The sequence below is a fragment of the Xenorhabdus sp. PR6a genome, from assembly GCF_028599065.1.
Lineage (GTDB): Bacteria > Pseudomonadota > Gammaproteobacteria > Enterobacterales > Enterobacteriaceae > Xenorhabdus > Xenorhabdus doucetiae.
In genome coordinates this window covers 1-24,984 of sequence record NZ_JAQRFJ010000009.1, presented here as the reverse complement: position 1 = coordinate 24,984, position 24,984 = coordinate 1, and the positions used below count along the sequence as shown (strand labels likewise).

Here is a 24,984-nt window from a genome sequence, read left to right as displayed (position 1 = left end):
ACGCTATCCGTCAGGCTCTGAATGAAAATCATCAAACCACTGCGCCTAAGCCTGCTTTACCGACCTTATCGTTGGTTGCAAAAAAACCATCTGGGGATTGCCATTATGGCGTTGGCGGATATGAGTTCTGCCCCACGTTTGCGCCCGGAGGCGGAGCTTTGGCAACTGGCAGAAAGTGAATTGAAAACCTGTAATGGGATTATTGATCTCGCCATGCCTAAACCGTGTGCGGAATTTCTGGCCACCGGTTATGCCTACACCCATCATCAAAGCGATAAAACCGCTTGCGCGGCGCGCATTCAAATTGGGCAATTGGATAAGACATTGGCGGTTTTCGGTGATCGTTATTGGCATGATGACCATCCCTCCCCCTCCCAGCCGTTTGAGCAAATGCGACTGGACTGGAGCCGGGCGTTGGGTGGCGAAGGCTATGAAGAAAATCCACACGGCATCGGTGTCAATCCAGAAGAGCGGGATAATGGGATGAAAATTCATCGCCTGCCCAACATCGAAACACTGCATCATCGCTTAATGTCACAGCGGAAATTAACGTCGCAACAGGACGTTCCCGTGCCGGCCAGTTTTTGCCCGCTGGATATTATCTGGCCACGCCGCTTTGCCCGTATCGGGAAAAAATATGATAAGGCGTGGCTGGAAAACGAATTTCCCGGCTTTGCCAATGACATGGATTGGCGGTTATTTAATGCCGCCCCTGAGGATCAATGGTGGGAAGAACATCCCGCATTGCCGGAACACGCAACGTGGCGCATCTGGAATATGCACCCCGAAAAACCGGTTCAGGAAGGGATTTTGCCATCCTGGAACGCTCGTTGTTTTATCAAACGCTTGCGTCTTGATGAAGAAATTTTTGAAGAAGTCGTCATGCGCAATACCACTGTATGGTTTTTTCCCCATCGGGAACAGATGCTATTAATTTGGCATGGCAGCGCACAAGTTAATGAAGATGACGCCAAGGATGTCCTGCACATGATGCCGGCATTGGAATTGCGCGGGAAGCCGCGTTCAACGGAACATTATCTGCGGGTACTTGAACAACGGTTGGATAAAGAAAAAGGCGTTCTTTACACGTTCCGGGAAAAAGATTTGCTGCCCGAAGCGCTGGTTGGCGCATGGTTAGATACTGAACTCCCCGAAAATCACTCCCCCTTACAGCAAAATCTGCAAAATCGGGAAAAACGCCTGCGTGAACAGCAACAAGAACGGTTGGCTGAATATGGTCAGGATATCAATACGTTGCTCTCTACCGAAATGATCCCGGCGGAAACTGAACCCGTTACCCTGCCCAAACTCAGTGATCTGCCGGAATTTGTGGAAAAAATTGAGCACGATATTGCCGAAAAAAACAGTGATATTGAATTAAAAAAAACCGAGATGCTGGCGAAGATAAAAGAACAAGGTATTGATACCGAAAAATTGACGGCAGAGCCTCAGCACCGGGGACCCGAAAATCTGCATAAAATACGGGACACGCTACACCGGCAACAACAGCAAATGGGGCTGAGTGATGAAGATCTCGCTCAAATGGCACAATCGCTCCACACCCTGTACTTATCTTCAGTGCAAAAACAGGCTCCTGCCCTGCGCCTGACCGGTAACCTGTCACAAATCATTCGCCAGCGGGTACAAACCATCATGCGGCAAGGGGGTGATTTCACTGGCATGGATTTTACCGGCGCGGATTTGTCTGGTATGGATTTACAAGGAGCCAATTTCACCCGTACTTTATTGGAAAGCGCGTGTTTCAATCATTGCCAATTGGATGAAGCCAATTTCAGCGAAGCCATGCTGGCCAGAACAGAAATTTGCCACGCTTCATTACGTGGTGCCAAATTAGATCATGCCAGTTTGGCACTGGCTAACTGTGAACAGAGTGACTTTTCTACGGCCAGTTTTACCGAAACCCAGTTACAGGAAACGCGATTTGATCGTTGCCGCTTTGACCGCGTCATCTTTACAGATTTACTCCTGCAACAGATCTTTATTACCCATTGCCAATTCCCCGATTCGCAATGGAACAACTGTACGTTTTTGCAACTTGAACTCCCGGCCCTCACGTTCAATAACGCCCACCTGACTAAAGTGGCCTTTATTCACTGCAAGCTAAAACACGCAGTTTTTGACCATGCCACGCTGGAAAGTTGTTCATGGGTGGAAACGCAGGCGAACGGTATCCGCTTTCATTCAGCCAACTTGCTGACCTGCGCGTTTGCCATGAACAGTGAACTGAATCAGGCCGATTTCAGCCATGCCACATTGACAGAATGCAATTTGCGCCAAATGCCGCTGGTTCAGGCTAACTTCTATGCCACGACGTTGAATAACAGCGATCTCAGTGAAGCTGACTGCCGGTCAGCCGATATGCAGTATCTGAATGCAGGCAAAAGTCTGTTTATCAGAACGGATTTCCGCGGTGCCTTGCTGAATAATGCCAACCTGATGAGCGCATTTATGCAGAAATGCAGCTTTAACAACGCAGATTTACGGCACGCCAATCTGTTCCGTACTGATTTGTCCCAATCCATTATCAGCGATTCAACCTCAATTAAAGAGGCGTATATTAAGCGCACCAAGACCTTGCCTAAACGGGATAAGGATGTGGTATGAGTCTCCTGACGGCGGATGAACTGGTCGACAAAATCCAACAGGGTGAGGTGATTGAAAAAATCAGTTTGCAGAACATCTCCCTGAGCGGACGTGATTTATCAGGGGGAATTTTTAGAGAAGTCGATTTTTCCGGTGCGGATCTTTCTCATACCTTGATTAAGGAATCCATTTTTACCGGATGTCAGGCCGAAGGCGCGACTTTCGATTCAGCAACCCTTGAACAAAACATTTTTGAGCAGTGCAATCTGGGACGGGCAATTTTTAATAACAGCAGATTAATCAACGACGTATTCAATCAATCTAGTTTAAAAAAAACCCAGTTTACCGCGACCAAACAGAACAGTTCCCAGTTTATCTCCTGTTCACTGCAAGATGCTGATTTCAGCCACAGTCACTTTGATCGCATCACATTTCTTCATTCATCGATGGATCAAACAAAGTTTCGCCACGGCCAGCTTTTTCTGGTCACTTTTTTTCGTCAGGATTTACGCACCAGCGATTTTTCTGCCAGTGAATTTAACAAAGCGATTTTTTTTGAGTGTGATCTGCGTAAACAAAATTTTCACAAACAGACACTTAAAATGTGCCAATTTATCGGTAGCCAGCTTGAATCGGTCAATTTCAGCCACGCCATACTGACCAATTGCAATTTCAAAAGTGCGATTTTAAAAGACGCTTTACTCTCGAATGTCAATGCCACCCAGTCACTATTTATTGAAGCAGATTTAACCCGCGCCCGTTGCAAAAATAGTCTGTTTGAGCAAGCCCTGTTTGTTGGTGCCTGTCTGGCATCTGCTGATTTCCGGCACAGTAATCTCGCGATGGCCGTCATGCACAACGTGAATGCAGAAAATGCACAGTTCACCGGTTGTCATATGCCTTACACCGATTTTTCCTATGCAAACGTCAACAACTGTGATTTTCGTACTGCTCACTTTATGAGAACCCTTTTTCATCGTGCTCAACAGGTTGGCGCATTGTTCTCTGACCGCCAAGGTATTCTGGAAAATGATCCTGAACTGTTGGCCGCTGAAGAGTGGAGTCTGCAACATAACAAGATTTAATCAGGAGAATCAACATGACGAAGCCTTCTTATGCGCTCTCCTCATCCCCCCTTGCAACGCCCTTTGCGATCGATACCTTTACGACTGCTCCCCTTACGACTGAGCCATTGCAGCAGATTAGCGGCCAGATTGTTGATGTTCTTCAGGATGGCAGCTTTATGGCAGATTTTATGGCAAACAGTCATGCCAACCGTGAGTGGCATTGCCGGCGAGCCGTGAGTTGCCTATTGACCCCCTGTATAGGCGATACCGTATTAATTACGCAAATCAATAATCAGCGCTGGATCTTAGCCATATTAGAACGGGCAGAACAACAGAGCATTGCTGAAATCAGCGTCCCCGGTGATCTGACCATCACTGCTCAAGGGAACCTGAGTATGAACAGTAATGACTTAACGATCACTGCTAACAACGGAAACTGCCATATCAGCGAAATGCAGTACAGCGGAAAATCACTCTCAGCATGGATCTCAATCACCCGCTTGGTTGGCAATCAGTTTGAATCACTCTGGAAAACCGTCACACAACTCAGTCACCGCTTGTTTCGGCATACCACCCAAACTGAGCAGGTTCGTGCCGGTCAATTAGATATGCGGGCGGAAAATTATGCCCGATTACACGCCCAACAGACGATGGTCACGGCAAAAGCCATGACCAAAATTGATGCTGAACAAATTCATATCGGCTAAATATCGGCCAGGAGGAAAACGATGTTTGCTAATTCTCAAGGGGGTGGAATGGATCTCGCCGTTCCCGATGTCTGCCTGACCCCAATGTTTACGCCTGTACCGGTGCCCTATCCCAATATGGCCCAAGGAACGACCGGTATCAGCAATGCACCCAACATTTTATTTATGGGTTGCCCGGCACATAATCTGGCAACCACCATCCCCATGACCACCGGAGATAACGCCGGCACCAATACCGGCGTCGCTTCCGGCACGGTAATGGGTTCCTCCCGTCATGTGATGGGGGCTAACTCAGTCTTGATCAAAGGTTCTCCGGCAACCCGGATGTCAAGTTCTACCATGCAGAATTCGACGAATGCGATGGGTTTCCGCATTGTTCCCAGCCAGACCAAAGTCCTGATCATCGCCGCCTGACATGATGGGTTTAAGTTCAATCGGATTGTGGAGAAAGGGACTTTTGCTATCCACAACAATGATGACCACCATACTGTTAACCTTAGTACTGTTAACCATAACGGGTTGTTCATCAAAGGCAAAATTGCCGCCCTATCAATTTATCTTCAATACCGAATCGAATGTAAATGATTCTGAGCCGATGAAGATAGACGTTTTTTTGCTGAAATCGAATGAAGCGTTTATGTCTGCCGATTTTTTTTCCTTGCAAGGCACAGCTCAGGAGGCATTGGGCGATAAACTGGTTAATGAAGATCAACTGTTTATCCTCCCTTCCCAATCCACGCATTGCCTGATGGAAAAAAACCAACCGGAAGCCAGGCATATCGGGCTGATCGCTGAATATAAAAATTTGAGCGGTAAGAAATGGCGGATTTCATTTCCCGTTCCTGTACCTGAAAATCCCCCTTTTTATCAGTTCTGGCGTTCTCCTTCTGACGAACTACGGGTGTGCGTAAAAGTCACCAACAAAGGCTTAAGTCTAATTAAAGAGTGTCATTCAAGCTGTGCGGCTGGAGATAAAGAAAATAATGAATAAATCAGAAAAAGTGATCTGGACGGAAGGGATGTTTTTACGCCCCCACCACTTTCAGCAGGCGGAAAACTATTTTGAAGCCTATATTCGTGACTGGGGAATAGCGCAGGCGCCTTACTATTGGGGGTTTTTGTCGCTTGAATTAGATCAGAAACTCCTCAACCAAGGTAAAGTCAGCCTTTCCTCCGCCAGCGGTATTTTTCCTGACGGAACGCCCTTTAGTTTTGATACCACCCATGCCCCTACGCCGTTACAGCTTGGTGAAAATCTGTCAGATACTCATGTTGTTCTGGCCTTGCCCATTTTCCGGCGCGGGAAAGAAGAGGTTATTTTCAGTGAAAAAGGTGACTCTTTAGCCCGCTTTGTCAGCTTTGAAGTTGAAGTCAATGACTTTAATGCCATGTCAGTCGGCAACGCTGCGGTACAGTTCGGCAAAATGCGTTTGCGCCTGATGTTGGAATCTGATTTAACGCCCGAATGGACGGCATTGGGCATTGTGCATGTCATCAATAAAACCAGTGACAAGAAACTCCACCTTGATTCGCAATTTATTCCTCCTCTGCTCAACGGTCATGCCAGCCCACAAATCGTCGGCTTTATCAACGATATACAGGACTTACTGGAACAACGCCGCCAACAAATCAGCCAGCGCTTGTTACAGTTGGGGCGCTACAATGATTCTGAGATTATGGACTTTCTTCTGCTGTCACTGTTAAACCGGTATAGCGGCCAAGTGAACCATATCCGGCATCTGTCATTACTGCATCCGGAACGGTTATTCAGTGAATGGCTACAATTTGCTACTGAATTGGCGACCTTTTCCCAACACCGTGTGCCGGAAGAGAATTTGCCTCGCTATGATCATGACCATTTAACGCAGTGTTTCAATCAACTTATGTTCCAACTGCGCCAAGGGTTATCAATCATTTTGGAAGAACATGCGATTCAGTTGCCATTAACGGAATACTCTCACGGCTTGAATATTGCGACGTTACCCGACGCCAATATGATACATGTGTTCAGCTTTATTCTGGCTGTCCATGCTGACGTTGCGAATGAGATGCTGATGAACAACTTCCCGGCCCAAATGAAAATTGCCCCCGTTGGCCGCATACGTGAATTAGTTCAATTGCAATTACCCGGTATTTCCCTGCGGGCAATGCCCTCTGTCCCCAGACAGATCCCCTGGCATTCAGGTTATGTCTATTTCGAATTGGAAAAAGAGGGGGATTTATGGAAGCAGATGGAAAAATCCAGCGGCTTTGCATTACATCTGGCCGGTGATTTCCCTGGCCTGAATATCGAGTTTTGGGCGGTTCGTAATCAGGAAAAATTGAGGTAACACAGCCGATGATGCAGGAAAAGCAGAAAACTGAACCTGACATGCTTTCTGGTGATACCAATCATAACCCATTGGTTTCTGCCGCCAATCCATTATTAAATACCATCCCGCAGATCCGGCATTCAACGGTTCACCCTGATCCCGCCCATTTACGCCAGCAACTGATCAATGAAATCCGGCGATTTGAGGTGGAATGCCAACAGGCCAAACTGCCCTACGCCGTGATCATCGGTGCCCGCTACTGTTTATGTACCGCACTGGATGAAGCGGCAGCCCTGACACCTTGGGGGGTTCGCAGTGTTTGGTCTGGCAGTGGCCTGCTCGTCACTTTTCACAATGAAACCTGGGGAGGGGAAAAATTTTTCCAGCTATTAGCCAAGCTATCGCAAAATCCCAGGGATAACTTGTTCCTGTTAGAACTGATTAACTTCTGTCTCCAACTGGGTTTTGAAGGGCGTTATCGGGTGATGGATAACGGCCGCACCCAATTGGAAACGGTAAAACAACGCCTGTTTCAGTTAATACGTTCAATGAGAGGGAGTTACCCCGCTGAATTATCACAAAAAGTACGCGCCATTACTGCACCAATCAAATCCCGGCACTTTTCCTTACCGGTGTGGATCTCGACAATAATATTAATTTTTTTGGTCGGTATCCTGTATATCAGCCTGAATTGGCGGTTGAATGATATGGTCAATCCTATTTTGGCAAAAATTTACCAGACTAATTTGCCCAATCTGGTAGTCAGCGATCGGGTATCACCGCCCGTCCCCCCCACCCTGAATCTGCAAAGTATGCTGCGGGAGGAAGTCGCGGAGGAATTATTGACTGTCACTGACCTGCCTGACAGGAGCGTGATCACATTAAAAGGAGACGGTTTGTTTAACACCAGTGCTATTCAGGTCAAAAGTCGTTATTTGGATGTCATCAGGCGAGTGGCTGAGGCGTTGAACCATTTTAACGGAGAAATTCTGGTGGTCGGATATACGGATAATATTCCGATTAAATCCCGCCGTTTTCCCTCCAATTACGCTTTATCACTCGCAAGAGCGAAGTCGGTAAAAAAAGAACTGCAACGTTACCTGAACCAACCTGAAAGAATCAAAACCGAAGGCAGAGGTGCCAGCGATCCGTTGGTTCCCAATAATAGCGCCGATAACCGAGCCCAAAACAGACGAGTCGAAATCACACTGTTAGTTTCTCCTGTAAATCAAACGATGCAAGGAAACTAAGACATGCTGAATGCCCTCTTTTCTCTTATGACCAGCCGATTAACCTGGAGTTTTCTCGGCATAACCGCTTTCTCTTTCGTTATCTGGTTTTTTGGACCTATTATTTCTGTCGGTAATTCGGTTCCTTTTGCGTCAATGACGACACGCATTATTATCATCATTATTTTATTCGTGATTTGGTTATTCACTCAGCTAATACCGCGGTTTTACCAATCCTGGATCAATCAAAAGCTGACCAAGCAATTAAATATCACCAAGGATGAAAACCAAGAAAATCAGCAGAATGAACACTCTATTACATTGGCAGAACGTTTTTCCGATGCGGCAAAATTATTGAAAAGAGCCTATTTTTCTGGTTTATACAACAAAAATAAACCGAGCTGGATAAACGTCTTCAACCGCCAATATATCTATCAATTACCTTGGTATCTGGTTATCGGTGCCCCCCATTCGGGTAAAACAACCGCTCTGGCAAATTCCGGCCTGCACTTTCCACTGTCGGACTATTTTGGTCAATCCGCCCTGTACAGTATGCAGGGCAGGGATAGCTGTAACTGGTGGTTTACCCATAGGGCGGTTCTGCTCGATACCACAGGCCGTTATACCACACAGGACAGTGTGCACCAGCAAGATGCCGATGAATGGAAAAACCTTATCTGGTTGTTGAAAAAATACCGTATCCGCCAACCGCTTAATGGCGTCATTATTACGATTAATGTGGAAGATTTACTGAATCCCTCAACGGAGAAACGGGATCAACAGGCCTATATGCTGCGCCGGCGTCTGTCAGAGTTACATGAACAACTCAAGATACGGTTACCTATTTATGTCATGGTCACCAAAACCGATTTATTAAAAGGGTTTAGTGCTTATTTCGCTCATTTTGACAAAAACGCCCGTGAGCAAATTTGGGGATTTAATTTCCCATGGGATTCGGTTCCACAAGGCAAATGGAATAAAAATAATGAGTTCAACCTGAATGGCATCTTTGAACAACAATATAGCCAGTTACAATTGCGGTTGGAGGCTGAATTACCCTCTATTCTGTTAAACGGACATAATCCACGGCAATGTGCTGAAAGTTATCTGTTCCCACAAGAAATTGCGTCCCTGCGCCCGCTGATTGCACAATATCTTGACATCGTATTCGCCAGGTCGGGATTTGAAATACCCTATTATCCACGAGGGCTGTATTTCACCAGTGGGACACAAGAAGGAACTCCATTTGACCATGTGATGGAAAAATTTAACCACACTTTTCAGTTACCCACAGATAACAATAGCCATACGATGTCATGGGGAAATGGTAAAGGGATGATTCCCCCTGTCCCAACCCGACAAACTTATTTTTTGAAAAATTTACTGGACAATATCTTTCAGGAAGCAGGCATTGCCGGTTATAACCGCTGGTGGGTATACCGCAAGCGCGTTTTGGGTGGATTGGGATATATTATTTCGGTTGCCATACTGGCATTGTTGGCGAATTTACTTTTGACCAGCTATAGCAATAATAAAAATTATTTGCTGGAAGTCCAAGCCAAAATTCCGGCGATTGTGAAACAAGGTGAGCAATTAAAAAAAGAGTCCCATGATGTTTACGCCTTATTACCCATTTTAAACAATTTGGCCTATTTAGATAAAAGCTCGCATTTCTCTTTAGAAAATCCCCCCTTATCCTATCGGATGGGGCTGTATAGCGGTGAAAAAATCAGTGATGCCAGCCAGTCTCTGTACAGAAAAGCACTGCAAACTTTATTACTGCCGCAAATAGCCATCATCATCACCCACCAGATGCATGATGATAATAGTGAGGACGCAGAGAAAAGTTACAATACGCTCAAGGCTTATCAAATGTTATATCAGCCTAAACATTATGAGGGTAAATTTCTGCATAACTGGATCATGCAGTATTTAAAAACCCACTTAAATGCAGATATCACTCAACAGCAGTTGCAACAAATTGGGGAACATATCGGTCAATTGTTAGATCACCACGTTGTGGCTTCCCCCTTTATTTTTGATGACGCTCTGGTCGAAAAAAAACAGGCATTAATCAGCAGCCTGCCACCAACACAACGCGCTTATAACTATTTAAAAGAAAAGTTAATGAATGATCCCAATTTATCTCCCGTCAATCTGGACACCCTTGCCGGCCCTCAAGCTGAATTGGCTTTCTCACGTATCAGTGACGCGCCTATTACAGAGGGGATAGCGGGCATGTTCACACCGGCGGGTTATCAGACAGGAATTGGAAAAAACCTCAATACTTTTCTCACCACGTTGTATTCACAAGATAACTGGGTGCTCGGTACTTATGCAAACAGTACTTATGCAAAAAAGCAGACCGATAAGGAGATCAAATATTCCGTTAAGCAATTTTATATTAATGACTACATCTATCAGTGGAATCAATTTTTAGCGGATATTCGTTTAAGAAATATCGATAGTTTAGAGCAACGGGCCAGTACAGCACGTTTATTGTCTTCTTCCGATTCCCCGATGCGCAATCTTTTAATTAATATCAGCAAGAATGTCACGCTGAATGAAAATAACCCAAATATTAAGCAACTCAATAATATTGTGAAGAATCAGTCGAATAAATTAACCTCGAAATTAGTGCCCAGACAGATCCCGAAACAAATGTTGTCCTATAACGCTCAATCTTTACCGGAACAGCAACCCGAACAAGAAATAGAAAAACATTTTGCCCCCATTCTTGAATTGGCAAAAAGAACCAATAAAAACAGTTCCATTATTCCTTTTGATAAAACCTTAAAAGAAATTGGTGAGTTATATCTGTATTTAATCTCAGTGCAAAATGCAACCAATACGGGGATGCCCTTGCCTGACGGTAAGATTATTACGCAGTTACAAACCACATCAGAACGGCTGCCCATGCCGTTTCGGAGCATGGTTTCCTCACTCGCGGTTGGCGCAAGTCACGATACTCAGCTCAGTGACATGAAAAATGTCGGTAAGCACCTCAGTGCAGAAATTGGTGGTTTTTGCAACCAGGCCATTGCTCATCGCTATCCGCTGATGCCTAACGCACGGCAGGATATCAAGCCTGATGACATGGCCCGGATGTTTGCTCCCGAAACCGGTTTAATGGACAGTTTTTTCCAGAAAAATTTAGTGGGTAAGGTCGATACAACGCAACCAACATGGCAATTTATGCCCGGCGTGAATGGCAAATCCCTGCCGGGGGGAAAAGCGTTGCTTAAACCTTTCCAGCAAGCCCAGATTATCCGCGATACGCTATTTACCGCCGGAACCCCGACGCCATTATTTCGCGTCATGGTTCGCCCGGTCAGCATGGATAATGACATATTAAGCATGATACTGGATGTCGATGGACAGAAAGTAGAATACAGCCACGGCCCGCAACTTTCACAGCTCGTTAGCTGGCCGGGACCCGCTAAAACCAATCTGGTTCGCATTCAATTAAATCTCAGTAATGGTACAACCGCGAACTTATCAACGTCGGGTTTCTGGGCACTGAACCGATTACTGGATCATGCCAAACAAATCTGGCGTGGCAAAACCGGCAACCCAACTTATGCTGATGATATGAGCTTACGGGCAGGGTTTAATATCAGTGGTCATACAGTGTTACTGGAATTTACGCCGAACAGTGTTTTTAGCCCGTTTAACTTCCCTGCTTTCTCGTGCCCAAGCCCGGAACTGTTTCAAGCAGCATAATCAATATCCCCACGATCGAGATCACCACGGTGAACTGAATATAAGCTGAAAATACCATGAATATTGATGCCTTACTCACTCCGATCAGTGCGGAGTTTCCCTGCGGGGAAGACCTCGAATATGATGATGAATTTCTGGCATTAGAACGGTTCCTCATCGAAAAACCAGAACAACAGTTTGGTGAGGTGCTTATCCCGGCTGAGCCGCCCAACTGGACAGAGGTGGAAAAAAAAGCCACTCAGTTGCTGTCCCGTTCTAAAGATCTGCGTGTCATCATCGCCCTGATGCAGGCATGGTTAAATACACGGGGAATTTGTGGCTATGCCGATGGCCTGAATTTACTCCGTCAGGCGCTGGAGCGTTATTGGCAAGATGTGTGGCCAAAACTGGAGTTTAATGGTGAATATGATCCCCTGTTTCGTCTCAACACGCTGGCTGCGATCGAAGATGGTTCCCCGTGCACGCTAAAAGCGCAACACACCGTGATACTCAAAAGTGTTTCGACAGAATTATCATTACAGGAAGTTTGCTTACTGCTTAACGGTACAGTCACCGAAATCAAAGGTTATACCGGTGGACGCAATCGATTAGTGGATGAATTAAAACAACAAGCTAATAGCCCTGAGATCTTGGCAATCATCACCATTCGCGAGCAACTCACTGCCCTGACTGAAATTATTCGCCACAAATTATCTGATACCCATATCCCCGAATTGCCGCAGTTTTTAAAACAACTGGATACCATCATTGGGTTTTGTGGTATTGCAGAACATGCTGCCAATACAGAACTCATTGAGTCCGCGCCGTTTATAAAACCGAAAACCGCAACAGGACAAACAGTATCATCAGCAGCAACCCTTGCGACTTCCGAGAACGTGACATCGGTTCATTGGCACGAAGTCGAAGCCAGCCACCGTGATGATGCACGTATTTTATTGGAAAAAGCCAAAACGTATTTTCTTCAACATGAGCCAAGCCACCCGGCTCCGATAATGATTGATCGCATTCTACGGCTGATTGACCGCGATTTTATGAATATTATCTACGATCTTGTGCCAGAAGGGTTAAATCAGCTTGAGACCATTTTCGGCCGTCCAAATCATCCTGATGATACCCCTGATACAGATTAATCATTTTTTATTTTAATCCATTCACTTATTTGTCGGTGAATCCAGTCATGGAGAAGGTGTTATGAAATCCAGTGGACAAAAGTTTATTGCACGCAATCGCGCCCCTCGCGTACAGATTGAATACGATGTCGAGCTTTACGGCTCAGAGAAGGCAGTTCAATTACCCTTTGTTATGGGCGTTATGGCCGATTTGGCAGGAAAACCGGTAGAAGCCTTACCTGACGTCAATGATCGCAAATTTTTGGAAATTGACATTGACAACTTTGATGAGCGCATGAGTTCCATCAAGCCAAGGGCGGCCTTTCAGGTTGAAAATACCCTGACCGGTGATGGCAAACTGAATATCGATTTAACCTTCGAAAATATGGAAGATTTTCAACCTGATGCCATCGCCAAAAAGGTCGAGCCTTTGGCGCAATTGCTGGAAGCACGCACCCAACTGGCAAACCTGCTTTCTTATATGGACGGTAAAAACGGCGCAGAAAAACTGATTGCCGAAATATTGCAAAACCCCGCCCTGCTGAAATCCTTGGCGGAAGCACCAAAACCTGAAGATCATGCTTCGGAAGAAGGTACTGAAGATAAGGAGTAATTGATGAGCTCAACTGAACAAGAAACCCAAATTCAACAAGCGCAAGTCGCAAAAGAGTATACCCCTGATGAACTAAGCTCTCTGTTGAATAAGGAATTTCGTCCGCAAAGTGATCATACCCGCAGTGCCGTTGAAAATGCGGTGAAGACACTGGCACAACAGGCATTGGAAAATACGGTCACTATTTCTGGCGATACCTACCGTACTATCCAGTCATTGATTGCTGAAATCGATGCCAAAATATCACAACAGATGAATCATATTCTGCACCATGAGGAATTCCAGACCCTGGAAGGCGCTTGGCGTGGTTTGCATTATATGGTCAACAATACCGAAACTGATGAAATGCTGAAAATCCGGGTGATGTGTCTTTCCAAAAAGGAATTGAGCAACACACTAAAACGTTTCAAAGGGGTGAGTTGGGATCAAAGCCCGATTTTCAAAAAGATCTATGAAGCGGAATATGGTCAGTTTGGTGGCGAGCCTTTCGGCTGCCTGGTGGGAGATTACTATTTCGACCATACGGCACCGGATGTTGAACTGCTGCGCCAAATGGCACAAATCAGTGCGGCGGCACACTGCCCCTTTATTTCAGGCGCCTCACCAAGTGTGATGCAAATGGAGTCCTGGCAGGAACTCGCCAATCCCAGGGATCTGACAAAAATTTTCCAAAACACGGAATATGCGCCTTGGCGCAGCTTACGTGAATCCGAAGACGTGCGTTACATCGGGTTGGCGCTACCGCGTTTCCTCTCCCGCCTCCCCTATGGCGCGCTCACAAACCCCGTTGATAATTTCAATTTTGAGGAGAATACCGAAGGTCCCACTCACAATAACTACACTTGGGCAAACGCCGCCTATGCTATGGCGGTGAATATCAATCGTTCTTTTAAACTGTATGGCTGGTGTACTTCCATCCGTGGCGTAGAATCCGGCGGTATTGTGGAAAACTTGCCTTGCTACACGTTTCCCTCTGATGACGGCGGTGTGGACATGAAATGCCCCACAGAAATCGCCATTAGCGATCGCCGTGAGGCAGAGTTGGCAAAAAATGGGTTTATTCCGTTATTGCATCGCAAGAATACGGATATGGCCGCCTTTATTGGCGCCCAGTCCCTGCAAAAACCGGCGGAATATTACGATCCTGATGCCACTGCCAATGCCAACCTTGCGGCTCGTTTGCCCTATTTATTTGCCTGTTGTCGTTTTGCCCACTACCTGAAATGTATTGTTCGCGACAAAATTGGGACTTTTCAGGAGCGTTCTGACATGGAACGTTGGCTGAATGATTGGATCATCAATTATGTTGATGGTGATCCCGTCAATTCATCACAAGGAACCAAGGCAAGAAAACCGCTGGCAGCCGCAGAGGTTCAGGTCGAAGACGTAGAAGGTAATCCGGGATATTATCAGGCTAAATTTTTCCTGCGTCCCCATTATCAGCTAGAAGGCTTGACCGTTTCTCTGCGCCTGGTTTCAAAATTACCTTCATTAAAAGGAGCGTGATATTAAGGAATTAAGCTATTTTACCTATAGAACATCCTACTAGCCAAAACCTCCTACCCATCTTTGATTTTCAACACGCATATATTTTTATGCTTAACGCCAATAAGCATTTATTGAATGCTTTTATTGGCCCCATTATTTCATTCAACTTTAATAAGGCGGAAGTTATGTCTATTCCTGGCATTGATGCATATATTAATTTTACTGATGTTAAAGGGGAGTCAGGTGATAACGAGTTCAAAGATTGGACTGCTGTCAGATCGTTTTCACTGGAAGTGCTTAACCGTATCAATCATGCCACTCAAGGTACTGGATTGGGTGCAGGTATCGTGTCCGTTTCTGGTTTGTCTTTGGATATCTTGTTTGACAAATCGGCTATCACCTTGCGCCAGTATCTCGTCAAAGGGACACATATCAAGGAAGTGAAACTGAATGTACGCCGGCAAGGAGGTAAACAAGAGCCTTGGTATACATTAACCTTGACCAATGCCTTGATCGCGCGATCCAGCCTGGCATACGGGGATGGCGGTTTTTATGCTTCTATTCTTATCGCCTTCCAAAAACATAAAGAAAGCTACTTCTCTCAAGAGTTTGCCTCAGGTTCTAAAGGCGCTGAAGTCAGCTATGAATGGGATTCTTATAGCAATCAAGTCGGATAAAGCACATAAACCAACATTAACAACCTTCCTGTGGGTTCCCGCAGGAAGGTTAAATAGGTATTCATACTTATGAGATTCACCATTGTTAAAAACTCAGGTTCAAACCAACCACCACAACTGAGTTATGACTTTTCTCCTCCAGGCGGCACAATCGGTCGCGGCACGGAAAATAATTGGTATTTACCCGATGACGAGCTGACCATTGCCAGATTGCAGGTTATTGTGTCCATTTCCGCTGATGGAGAATGCCGGCTCAACAATCAAGGTTCTGCTTCTGAGGTCTTATTGAACATGATACCTCTGGCTCCCGATCGTCAGGTTGAAATCCGCGATGGTGATATGCTGAATATTGGCAATTATCAGATCCAAATCATTGATATTAATAAGCGTGCATCACAACAGGCAACTTCCCAAATAGCTCATGGTGAACATCCGCTGACCGGTGATGAAACAAAGATCCCCAGTGAAGTCTGGGATGATCTTGAGCAAATTTTCCCCACTCCTGATGCTGGCTCTCCTGTTAATGCTCATCAGACCCAACAAGCGTTAAACGATAACGATCCGCTGGTCAGCGATCTTCGGGTAAACAATCCCCTGATAAAAGGCCAACATTATCAAGAACGGAACCCCATTGACCCGCTGGCGCACATTGAGGTAACAACCGATCTTGATGCCTTACAATTACGGGCGACCGATCCGATTGCGATGTTCAATTCAGATACGACGTTCCAACAGAAAGATATCCTGAATGACCATACACCGACCACATTATTGCCGCCTGATGGATTGCCACCTGATGATCAAGATGATGATAAGCAGGAAATTGACCCACTGGCACTGTTTTCTGATAAGCACATGAAGACACTACAACATGCCAAAAATGATGATCTCTTAAACCAAATGTTGTTAGATAACGCTGCCCCCTTGAACTCAGTGGATGAAGCAACTCATTCGAAACCTCAATTTATTTTTGAACCTTCTGAGCTGCCTGAACCGCCTTCTGAGCCTGTATTGGCTGATACACAAAAAAGAAATCCGATTAAAGAGGAAGCCTTCCACGACCCACAAGGATTTTTCCAAGATTATTCCCAAAACAAAGGAACAGATAAATATCAAACCAATAGTGTCAAATTGGAAGGGAAGTTACTGGCGGCATTATTGGATGGCATGGGGCTAAAAGAGATAAGCAGGCTGCAATTTGATGAACACCAGATGTATCAATTAGGTCTTTTGGTTAGCCGCTTAACCCAAGGCATCATCGCACTCAATGCTTCACGTACCCAACTCAAACGCGAAGCCAATGCCGCCATGACCCAATCCCTGCTTGACGCCAACAATCCCTTTAAACTGTTACCTTCCGGTCAATCGGTTTTAGCACTGATGTTTGGTGGCCATATACCCGGTTTTATGCCACTTGAACAGGCAACCCATGACATTTTAATCGAGTTGCAAGCGCACCAATCAGGCATGATTGCAGGAATACGCGCCATTACAACAGACATATTACATTTATTCCATCCTGCTGTTCTTGAACGAAAAGCGCGGGAAGACGATTGTTTGCCACGTTTGTCGCTATCATCGAGCAACAAAGCATCAATGTGGGAGTATCTCACCAAACATTATCAAAAAATCGTGCATGAGTTTGAACAAGATTCTGTTCTGTTTGGGGCAAATTTCCTGCAAGCCTATGAAGCAGAAGTGAATCGTTATAAAAACGCCCAATCATAATAGCGAGTAGGTAATCCATGAATGACAATCTCACTTTACTGCATGGTGGTTATCATAGTCGCAATAACACGGTACGCATTACTGCTAAAGACAGAATGCTGCCTTCTTTATTGGACAGGCTCACCGATAATGAGCCGGATAAAAAACAAGAAGCAATCAACAATTACATGCTATCGCACTCGGCCTTACGACAGAATGTCCTGAGAGATTTGCAATGGTTGCTCAATAATATCAATAGTGAGTCTGAACAAAATCTCACGCCCTTTCCAGAAATTCGCCATTCGGTTTATAACTTTGGTTTGCCTCCCTTATCGGGTAAATGTCTGTCTGAAATAGAATGGGGAGATATCCAACATCGGATCATGACAGCAATTCATATCTTCGAACCCCGTATCATTCCCGATGGGCTTGAAGTGAGTTGTGTTTCCGATACCCATTCATTGACGCTATACAATACTTTATCCATAGAAATAAAAGGATTTTTGTGGTGCGTTCCCTGGCCACTGGAATTCCTGTTCCGTAGTGATATCGATCTGGAAAATGGTTATTTCACCATCAAAGAAGCCGGGTAAGGTCGAAACAGAGAAGAGATAAGAGGGGCTATGGACAATAAATTGCTTGAATATTATAACCGTGAATTAATGTATTTACGTGAAATGGGCAAAGAATTTGCCGAACGCTACCCTAAGGTCGCCAATCGCTTAGGTATGCATGGCATTGATGTTGTCGATCCCTATGTTGAACGCCTGATGGAAGGCTTCGCTTTTCTGACTTCTCGCATTCAATTAAAAATGGATGCGGAATTTCCACGTTTTTCCGAGCAATTACTGGAGATGCTGTACCCGAATTATTTGTCTCCCACACCGTCAATGGCCATCGTCGAGCTCCAGCCGGATACCAGCAAGGGCGATATCAGTCACGGCTTTTTAGTGCCGCGTGGCACCGTCATGCACTGTCAAACATTAAAAAAAGACGGCATCAATTTCCACTATACCACCACACAAGATGTCACTTTGCAGCCATTGCAGCTAAAAAACGTTGAACTGGGCAGAATTCCGGCCGATCTTCCACTCGTGGCATTGAACCTTCATCAATATGGCGCCGTCAGTGCGCTGCGCATTCACCTTAGCTGCCAGGGAAAATTCTTCCTCAATGAGCTGGATCTCAAGAAACTGGTTTTTTTTCTTGCCGGGCCAGATATTCAATCTCAGCAATTGTTGGAACTGATTATGGAACATTCTGTCGGCATAGTATGCCAGACACTGGGTCATGCCCCTCAATATCAGGTCTTGCCCGATATATTCCCCCATCATGAGGGATTTGATGATGATCAGGCATTACTCCCCAATGATCCACGTAATTTCAGTGGTTATCGGCAACTCCAAGAATATTTTGCTTTTCCCGCGCGCTTTCAATTTTTCAGTATCAGTGGCATGGAATCTTTGCTGAAACAAACAAAAGAAAAAAGTGAATTTGAGCTGATACTGCTTTTGGACAAAGCCGATGCCAATCTGGAACGTCTGGTAGAGACCACGTATTTGGCCATAAACAGTACCCCCGTGATTAATTTATTCCCTAAAATCACGGAACGTGTCTCTGTGGAAGAGAGTACCAATGAATACCATTTGGTAGTCGATAATATTCGTCCGCTGGACTACGAAATTTTCTCAGTACAGCGCCTGCACGGGGCAAACATCAAGCGCAAAGAAACCCAAATATTCAGGCCATTTTGGTCGACTTTCAGTGATGATAAAGGCAATTACGGTGCTTACTTTTCTGTGCGCCGTGAACCGCGTATCTTATCTGAACATGCCCAGCACTACGGAACCCGCACCAGTTATGTCGGAACGGAAGCCTTTGTTTCCATTGTCGATGAACAACACGCTCCGTGGCCCAATGAATTAAAATTCCTGACTGCCGAAGTGATGTGTACTAACCGTGATTTATCGGCGATGCTGCGTCAGCAAGATCTCGACAATTTTGCCATGCTGGATTCAATTCCTATTAACCAAATTGCGTTTCTCAAAAGACCCACCATTCCACGCCCTGCCTTAACCCAAGGTTCAGCCGCTTGGAAATTAATTAGCCAACTTCAACTCAATTACCTGAACTTTATGGATAAAGATGACGAGCAAGGGACTCAGGCATTGCGGCAATTGCTGAGTCTCTATGCCAACCTTGCAGAACCGGCCGTCATCCGCCAAATTAACGGCATCCGCCATTGTACCTTAAAGACCATTTATCGACGGGTGCCTGAACCCGGCCCGATTGTTTTCGCCCGTGGCGTCAGCATCAGGATAGAGGTCAATGAGCAAGAATTTGCGGGCACCAGCCCTTGGCTGTTAGGCAGCGTACTGGAAAGACTCTTCTCACGTCTGGTCACCATGAACGCGTTTACTGAAATGACGCTGTATAGCCAGCAACGCGGCAATATCGGTTTTTGGCCTGCCCGCATGGGCAACAAGCGATTGATATAAACAACAATGAATACGAATCAAAAGAACGCTATTTCTCTGCATCGTCTCTGTCGTTTGCCCGATGATTTTTGGCAACAACTCACCCAAACACCTTGGCAATTCGACTTATTTCAAACGCTGCGCCGTATCGATGCCCAATCCGGGGCATACTACAGGCTGGGTACTGCCCCATTGCCGAAACATGATCTACTGCGATTGGGGCAAAAAGCGTCCCTGATCTTCGCTCCTTCGACGATTGCCGACGTCAAGCAGCGGGAAAACTCAAAACAGGTTGACATGCTGATTTACAGTTTTGGCTTGTTCGGCCCCAATGGCCCACTACCACTGCATATGACCGAATATGCTTATACGCGACAATATAATCATCAAGATCCCACGCTGAACGCATTTGCCAATTTATTTCACCACAGGCTAATCCAGTTGTTCTATCGCGCCTGGGCCAATACCCGGCCAACCGTATCACTCGACCGTCAGGATAACCAACGCTTTTACCATTATCTCTCCTGTTTGGTGGGGATGGGATTACCTGCACAGCAAAATCCAGATGCCATCCATGATCATGCCCGTTATTCCTTATCCGGCCATTTATCCCGTCAGGGACACAGTGCAGAAGGGTTGGAAAAAATACTGGCTTCTTATTTCCAGATCCCGTTAAAAATTGTGCAGAATATTCCTCAATGGCTAAATATCGAAATATCGGATCAAGCGCAATTAAAAGCAGGACGCCACCTGCCCCGCTTAGGTCAATCGGCTTTTCTGGGCATTGCACTCTACGATATTCAGCATAAGTTTCGCATTGAGTTGGGCCCGCTCAGCATCGCTGAATATAAGATGTTCTTGCCGGGAGAATCTAAATCAAAACAGTTATATGATTGGGTTTATCAATATCTGGGGATTGAATACGCATGGGACATCCGGTTGATTCTCCATCAATCGGATGTCAAAGGCATTCGTCTGTCAGAACCGGTCAAATTGGGATTAAGTAGTTGGCTTGGCCACGTTGAGCCGGGTAAAAATCCCCAACCCGCCCATCGTGGCGATTTGATCTATCACCGTTAACCCTCACTCTACGGATGATACGCTATGTCAGAAATCAGTCGTTCTGTACTCTTCGGCAAACTTAACCGTACTCTGTTCACTTGTTTAGAGAGTGCCACCACCTTTTGTAAACTGCGTGGCAATCCTTATGTCGAATTAGTCCACTGGCTGCATCAACTCATGCAGCAACAAAACAGCGATTTACAGCAACTTATCCGCTATTTTTCCTTGGATGAATCCGCGCTGACGAAAGACATTGTGACCGCGCTGGATCGCTTACCACGCGGCGCCAGTGCTATTTCTGACCTTTCCGAGCATATTGATAATGCGGTGGAGCGCGCCTGGGTATACGGATCATTGAAATTTGGTGTCAGTGAAATTCGCAGCGCTCATTTGCTGATCGGCATCCTGAAAACCTTTAATTTACGCAATACGCTGAAATCCATTTCTCCCCAATTTGATCGGATTAATGCCGATACCCTGCTCGATAATTTCACTGGCATTTGCAGCGATAGCGATGAGTCCCAAGCAAGTGCATCATCAACGGATATACAGGGAATAACGCCACAGACTGCGGCAAATTCCTCTCTGCAACAATCTTCTCTGCAACAATATGGCCAGGAACTGACTGCCCGGGCGCGCAATGGGGAAATTGATCCAGTCTCAGGGCGTGATGAGGAAATTCGTCAGATTATTGATATTCTGATGCGTCGCCGCCAAAATAATCCCCTGCTGACCGGTGAGGCGGGTGTCGGCAAGACCGCGGTGATTGAAGGATTAGCGCTCAAGATTGTAGCACAAGAGGTCCCTCCGCCTTTACGCAATGTCCAGCTTTGGTTATTGGATATCGGTATGCTACAGGCTGGAGCCGGTGCCAAAGGCGAATTCGAATCTCGTTTACGCAAAGTGATCGACGAAGTTCAGTCCAGCCCGACGCCCATCATTCTGTTTATTGACGAAATTCACACCTTGATTGGTGCCGGCGGACAACAGGGAACCGGTGATGCTGCCAACCTGTTAAAACCGGCCTTGGCGCGCGGTCAATTACGTACTCTTGGTGCCACAACGTGGTCTGAGTACAAAAAATATATCGAAAAAGATCCTGCCCTTACCCGTCGTTTTCAGGTGGTTCAAGTTCATGAACCTGATGAAAGCAAGGCGCTGCTTATGCTGCGCAGTCTGGTCAAGGCACTGGAACAGCACCATCATGTGCTGTTGCTGGATGAAGCCGTGGAAGCCGCCGTGCGCCTTTCACACCGTTATATTCCCGCCCGTCAATTACCCGACAAGGCAGTGGCACTGCTGGATACAGCTTGTGCCAGAGTCGCCATCAGCCAATATGCCGAACCTGCACAACTGGAAGATTGCCGTCATCGTATAGAGGCACTGCACATTGAGCGGGAGATTGCCGAACGGGAATTTAAGCTAGGCATCGGTGATCAACAACGTTCAGAAACTATTCTGCATGAACTCGCCACGCTGGAAGCGCAGAAAGCGCAATTGCAGGAACGTTGGGAACAAGAACTTTTCTTGATCGATAAAATTATTTCCCTGCGAATTCAATTGCACACAGAGCAACATGATGATGTCCCTGAAGCAAAGCACGCCGAATTGTCAGCGTTACAGCAACAATTGAAAACCGTACAGGGAGAAGAGCCACTTATTTTTGCCGCTGTAGACAGCAATATTGTCTCTTCGGTTGTTTCAGACTGGACAGGCATTCCCCTCAATCGCATGGTAAAAGACGAAATCGACGCCGTATTACAGTTGGCGGATACCCTCAGCCAACGTGTTATTGGTCAGTATCATGGGTTAGAGTTAATTGCCAAACGTGTACGCACTTCACGCGCCAAACTGGACGATCCTAATAAACCCGTCGGGGTTTTCATGTTGTGTGGTCCGTCCGGTGTGGGTAAAACCGAAACCGCGCTCGCGCTGGCCGAAACGTTATATGGTGGGGAGCAAAACCTGATCACCATCAATATGAGTGAATTTCAGGAAGCGCACACCGTATCAACCTTGAAAGGGGCTCCGCCAGGCTATGTGGGTTATGGCGAAGGGGGAGTATTGACGGAAGCTGTCCGCCGCCGTCCTTACAGCGTGGTCTTGTTGGATGAAATCGAAAAAGCTCACCCTGATGTCCATGAGATTTTCTTTCAGGTCTTTGACAAAGGTTGGATGGAAGATGGCGAAGGGCGCCATATCGATTTTCGCAATACGATTATTATCCTGACGTCCAATATCGGCACTGAATTGATCAATGCACTTTGCACCCAACAAGAGACACTGCCAGAGCCAGAAACGCTCAGTGCTGCGTTGCGCAAGCCATTATTGAATGTATTTCCTGCTGCCCTGTTGGGACGACTACTGGTTATTCCTTATTACCCGTTGAGTGATGAAGTGATGATAAGTATTGTACAATTACAACTGGCGAGGATTAAAAAACGCCTGTTGGAAAACCACGGTATTACAGCAACATTCGATGATGCTATGGTCGAACATATCGTCAGCCGATGCACCGAAATTGAGTCCGGTGGACGAATGGTTGATGCAATCCTGACCAATACGCTGCTGCCGCAAATCAGTCAGCAACTGCTTTCTGCCAGCGCGCATCATGAACAATACCAGCATCTTCGGGTTTATCTCGAACAGGATGAGTTTCAATTTCAGTTCACCCATTAAATCACCAAGAGGCCATCCACTTGCAGAATTTTCACCGAACTTATGACGATGGCAACATGGGTTTTACTCCCCCTCTTCCCATTGGGTACTGCCTCAATGAATTTGAAATCGAAGAAGTCATTAGCAAAAGCAGGAGTAGTATTGTATATCGTGTTTGGGATCACCATCTTAAGCAAGCTATTGCTATCAAAGAATATATGCCCCACTCTTTCGCTATGCGCTGCCGGGATATGAAACTCAACTTACGGGGAGAAAAGCACTCACGAAGAGAAAAGCTAAGAAAACGATTTCATACCGGATTGCAAAACTTTATCCGCGAAGCGCACTTGATGTCCTGTTTCGAACATCCCTGTCTTCCCCGTTTTCTGCGCTTTTGGCAACAAAACTGCACGGCGTATATCGCAATGCCCTTTTATAAGGGGATAACATTAAATAAATTATGGGTAAGGCACCCACATCTTATCAATGAAAACTGGCTTTGCCGGATATTACTTCCTTTGTTGGATGCCCTTGATACGCTCCATCAAAGAAATTATTTACACTGCGATATCTCTTTGGACAATATTTTTATCCAAGAGAATCAATCACCCCTATTGCTGGATTTAGGATCGAGCCGCCAGACAACAAAATGCTTGTCTGATGATACCGAGATAACGGTCCGATCCGGCTTCACCCCCGTGGAACAGTACACCGCCAATGAAGAAAACCAACAAGGGCCTTGGACAGATATCTATGCGTTGGGGGCGGTGTTATATACTTTGATTGTGGGCGCCCCCCCACCCGTCAGCATTGTACGCAATCTTGAAGATAATTATCAGCCTCTGGTCAAACTGCGCCCTATGGGATATTCCTTGTCGTTTCTACATGCGGTTGACTCAGCCCTGGCAATAAACCCGTCAGAACGCCCCCCCTCCATAACCGAATTTGTGGCAATTTTACAAATTAATATGATCCCACCACGTATCATCAATCAATGATGTCAACACATGATCCTGCCAGACTCCATCAATCATTAAATAACTCTTGGCATAACCTTCCCGTTCAAAACCTAATTTCTTAAGTAAATTTCCACTGCGATGATTATGTGGCATGTAATTAGCCATAATCCGGTGCATTTTCTGGTGACGCTGCATATAGCGGATTGTCGGTTGCAAGGCTTCATACATTAACCCTTGCCCTTGCCATTTTTCGCTCAAAGAATAACCAAGATAACAGGAATAAAACGCCCCTCGCACAATATTAGTGAAATTAGCCACTCCCATTACTTCATTTTCATCAGGACTCAATAACAAAAAATTAAATGCCGATCCCTGCCGTTGTAATTCCGCAATATAATTCAGCCGATTTGTCCATCCGGAAGGTTGATAAAAACTGCCATCCCTGCTGGGTTCCCACGGCTTAAGAAAATCTTTATTTTTTGCATAATATTCAGCCAACCGACAGGCATCCCATTCATATACCACACGAACAACCATTCTGTCCGTAATAAAGCGGATCTTGGGAGATGTAGAACGATAACCAAACATGTTT

The 24,984-nt window shown here is 45.8% G+C and carries 19 protein-coding genes; 18 read left to right on the top strand and 1 reads right to left on the bottom strand.

From position 1 onward, the window contains the following. Window positions 1–21 precede the first annotated feature (21 nt). From PSI15_RS04070 to PSI15_RS03985, 18 genes are all read left to right on the top strand, one after another. The gene (locus PSI15_RS04070; protein WP_273582411.1) at window positions 22–2,625 is read left to right on the top strand and encodes a DUF2169 family type VI secretion system accessory protein; all 2,604 of its coding nucleotides are present in this window, start codon (window positions 22–24) and stop codon (window positions 2,623–2,625) included. Then, window positions 2,622–3,689 carry a pentapeptide repeat-containing protein gene (locus tag PSI15_RS04065; protein WP_273582410.1) on the top strand — a complete coding sequence of 356 codons (1,068 nt, stop codon included), beginning with the start codon at window positions 2,622–2,624 and terminating at the stop codon, window positions 3,687–3,689. The genes PSI15_RS04070 and PSI15_RS04065 overlap by 4 nt, the downstream gene beginning before the upstream one ends. A 14-nt stretch (window positions 3,690–3,703) precedes the next feature. Beyond that, window positions 3,704–4,378, top strand: a complete 675-nt coding sequence (locus PSI15_RS04060) for a DUF3540 domain-containing protein (RefSeq protein ID WP_273582409.1) — start codon at window positions 3,704–3,706, stop codon at window positions 4,376–4,378. Window positions 4,379–4,399: 21 nt separating this feature from the next. Continuing rightward, window positions 4,400–4,792, top strand: a complete 393-nt coding sequence (locus PSI15_RS04055) for a DUF4150 domain-containing protein (protein WP_273582408.1) — start codon at window positions 4,400–4,402, stop codon at window positions 4,790–4,792. Between the two features lie 43 nt (window positions 4,793–4,835). Then, window positions 4,836–5,369: a type VI secretion system lipoprotein TssJ gene (tssJ, locus tag PSI15_RS04050; RefSeq protein WP_273582407.1), complete on the top strand. Its 534-nt coding sequence runs from the start codon at window positions 4,836–4,838 to the stop codon at window positions 5,367–5,369. Continuing rightward, complete coding sequence (gene tssK, locus PSI15_RS04045; protein ID WP_273582406.1) at window positions 5,362–6,708, top strand: type VI secretion system baseplate subunit TssK; 1,347 nt, start codon at window positions 5,362–5,364, stop codon at window positions 6,706–6,708. The genes tssJ and tssK overlap by 8 nt, the downstream gene beginning before the upstream one ends. A gap of 8 nt (window positions 6,709–6,716) precedes the next feature. Beyond that, a complete protein-coding gene (locus PSI15_RS04040) occupies window positions 6,717–7,940 on the top strand; it encodes a DotU family type VI secretion system protein (RefSeq protein WP_273582405.1) in 1,224 nt (407 codons plus the stop codon). A gap of 3 nt (window positions 7,941–7,943) precedes the next feature. Further along, entirely contained in the window at window positions 7,944–11,642 is a 3,699-nt protein-coding gene (gene tssM / locus PSI15_RS04035) for a type VI secretion system membrane subunit TssM (RefSeq protein ID WP_273582404.1), read from the top strand. 56 nt (window positions 11,643–11,698) lie between these two features. Next, window positions 11,699–12,772, top strand: coding sequence for a type VI secretion system protein TssA (gene tssA, locus PSI15_RS04030; protein WP_273582403.1), 1,074 nt, complete (start codon window positions 11,699–11,701; stop codon window positions 12,770–12,772). Between the two features lie 61 nt (window positions 12,773–12,833). After that, complete coding sequence (gene tssB, locus PSI15_RS04025; RefSeq protein WP_045970626.1) at window positions 12,834–13,364, top strand: type VI secretion system contractile sheath small subunit; 531 nt, start codon at window positions 12,834–12,836, stop codon at window positions 13,362–13,364. A 3-nt stretch (window positions 13,365–13,367) separates the two neighbouring features. Further along, on the top strand, window positions 13,368–14,870 hold the full coding sequence (gene tssC, locus PSI15_RS04020) for a type VI secretion system contractile sheath large subunit (RefSeq protein WP_273582402.1): 1,503 nt from the start codon (window positions 13,368–13,370) through the stop codon (window positions 14,868–14,870). 167 nt (window positions 14,871–15,037) lie between these two features. Next, window positions 15,038–15,529 carry an Hcp family type VI secretion system effector gene (locus PSI15_RS04015; protein WP_045973442.1) on the top strand — a complete coding sequence of 164 codons (492 nt, stop codon included), beginning with the start codon at window positions 15,038–15,040 and terminating at the stop codon, window positions 15,527–15,529. Between the two features lie 69 nt (window positions 15,530–15,598). Further along, complete coding sequence (locus PSI15_RS04010; protein ID WP_273582401.1) at window positions 15,599–17,257, top strand: type VI secretion system-associated FHA domain protein; 1,659 nt, start codon at window positions 15,599–15,601, stop codon at window positions 17,255–17,257. Between the two features lie 17 nt (window positions 17,258–17,274). Next, window positions 17,275–17,829, top strand: a complete 555-nt coding sequence (locus PSI15_RS04005) for a type VI secretion system baseplate subunit TssE (RefSeq protein WP_045970620.1) — start codon at window positions 17,275–17,277, stop codon at window positions 17,827–17,829. A 30-nt stretch (window positions 17,830–17,859) separates the two neighbouring features. Continuing rightward, on the top strand, window positions 17,860–19,734 hold the full coding sequence (tssF, locus tag PSI15_RS04000) for a type VI secretion system baseplate subunit TssF (protein WP_273582400.1): 1,875 nt from the start codon (window positions 17,860–17,862) through the stop codon (window positions 19,732–19,734). A 6-nt stretch (window positions 19,735–19,740) separates the two neighbouring features. Then, window positions 19,741–20,793, top strand: a complete 1,053-nt coding sequence (gene tssG / locus PSI15_RS03995) for a type VI secretion system baseplate subunit TssG (protein WP_273582399.1) — start codon at window positions 19,741–19,743, stop codon at window positions 20,791–20,793. Window positions 20,794–20,817: 24 nt separating this feature from the next. After that, a complete protein-coding gene (tssH, locus tag PSI15_RS03990; protein ID WP_273582398.1) occupies window positions 20,818–23,454 on the top strand; it encodes a type VI secretion system ATPase TssH in 2,637 nt (878 codons plus the stop codon). A gap of 20 nt (window positions 23,455–23,474) precedes the next feature. Then, window positions 23,475–24,431 carry a serine/threonine protein kinase gene (locus PSI15_RS03985; protein ID WP_273582397.1) on the top strand — a complete coding sequence of 319 codons (957 nt, stop codon included), beginning with the start codon at window positions 23,475–23,477 and terminating at the stop codon, window positions 24,429–24,431. Here the strand turns inward: PSI15_RS03985 and rimJ are convergent. After that, window positions 24,390–24,980 carry a ribosomal protein S5-alanine N-acetyltransferase gene (rimJ, locus tag PSI15_RS03980; RefSeq protein WP_273582447.1) on the bottom strand — a complete coding sequence of 197 codons (591 nt, stop codon included), beginning with the start codon at window positions 24,978–24,980 and terminating at the stop codon, window positions 24,390–24,392. The genes PSI15_RS03985 and rimJ overlap by 42 nt on opposite strands. Window positions 24,981–24,984: the final 4 nt, after the last annotated feature.

What these genes read in the sequence shown, in the direction of transcription:
- PSI15_RS04070 (WP_273582411.1), top strand. Translation starts at nt 22, where the DNA reads ATGAAAATCATCAAACCACTGCGCCTAAGCCTGCTTTACCGACCTTAT.
- PSI15_RS04065 (WP_273582410.1), top strand. Translation starts at nt 2,622, where the DNA reads ATGAGTCTCCTGACGGCGGATGAACTGGTCGACAAAATCCAACAGGGT.
- PSI15_RS04060 (WP_273582409.1), top strand. Translation starts at nt 3,704, where the DNA reads ATGACGAAGCCTTCTTATGCGCTCTCCTCATCCCCCCTTGCAACGCCC.
- PSI15_RS04055 (WP_273582408.1), top strand. Translation starts at nt 4,400, where the DNA reads ATGTTTGCTAATTCTCAAGGGGGTGGAATGGATCTCGCCGTTCCCGAT.
- tssK (WP_273582406.1), top strand. Translation starts at nt 5,362, where the DNA reads ATGAATAAATCAGAAAAAGTGATCTGGACGGAAGGGATGTTTTTACGC.
- PSI15_RS04040 (WP_273582405.1), top strand. Translation starts at nt 6,717, where the DNA reads ATGATGCAGGAAAAGCAGAAAACTGAACCTGACATGCTTTCTGGTGAT.
- tssM (WP_273582404.1), top strand. Translation starts at nt 7,944, where the DNA reads ATGCTGAATGCCCTCTTTTCTCTTATGACCAGCCGATTAACCTGGAGT.
- tssA (WP_273582403.1), top strand. Translation starts at nt 11,699, where the DNA reads ATGAATATTGATGCCTTACTCACTCCGATCAGTGCGGAGTTTCCCTGC.
- tssB (WP_045970626.1), top strand. Translation starts at nt 12,834, where the DNA reads ATGAAATCCAGTGGACAAAAGTTTATTGCACGCAATCGCGCCCCTCGC.
- tssC (WP_273582402.1), top strand. Translation starts at nt 13,368, where the DNA reads ATGAGCTCAACTGAACAAGAAACCCAAATTCAACAAGCGCAAGTCGCA.
- PSI15_RS04015 (WP_045973442.1), top strand. Translation starts at nt 15,038, where the DNA reads ATGTCTATTCCTGGCATTGATGCATATATTAATTTTACTGATGTTAAA.
- PSI15_RS04010 (WP_273582401.1), top strand. Translation starts at nt 15,599, where the DNA reads ATGAGATTCACCATTGTTAAAAACTCAGGTTCAAACCAACCACCACAA.
- PSI15_RS04005 (WP_045970620.1), top strand. Translation starts at nt 17,275, where the DNA reads ATGAATGACAATCTCACTTTACTGCATGGTGGTTATCATAGTCGCAAT.
- tssF (WP_273582400.1), top strand. Translation starts at nt 17,860, where the DNA reads ATGGACAATAAATTGCTTGAATATTATAACCGTGAATTAATGTATTTA.
- tssG (WP_273582399.1), top strand. Translation starts at nt 19,741, where the DNA reads ATGAATACGAATCAAAAGAACGCTATTTCTCTGCATCGTCTCTGTCGT.
- tssH (WP_273582398.1), top strand. Translation starts at nt 20,818, where the DNA reads ATGTCAGAAATCAGTCGTTCTGTACTCTTCGGCAAACTTAACCGTACT.
- rimJ (WP_273582447.1), bottom strand. Translation starts at nt 24,980, where the DNA reads ATGTTTGGTTATCGTTCTACATCTCCCAAGATCCGCTTTATTACGGAC.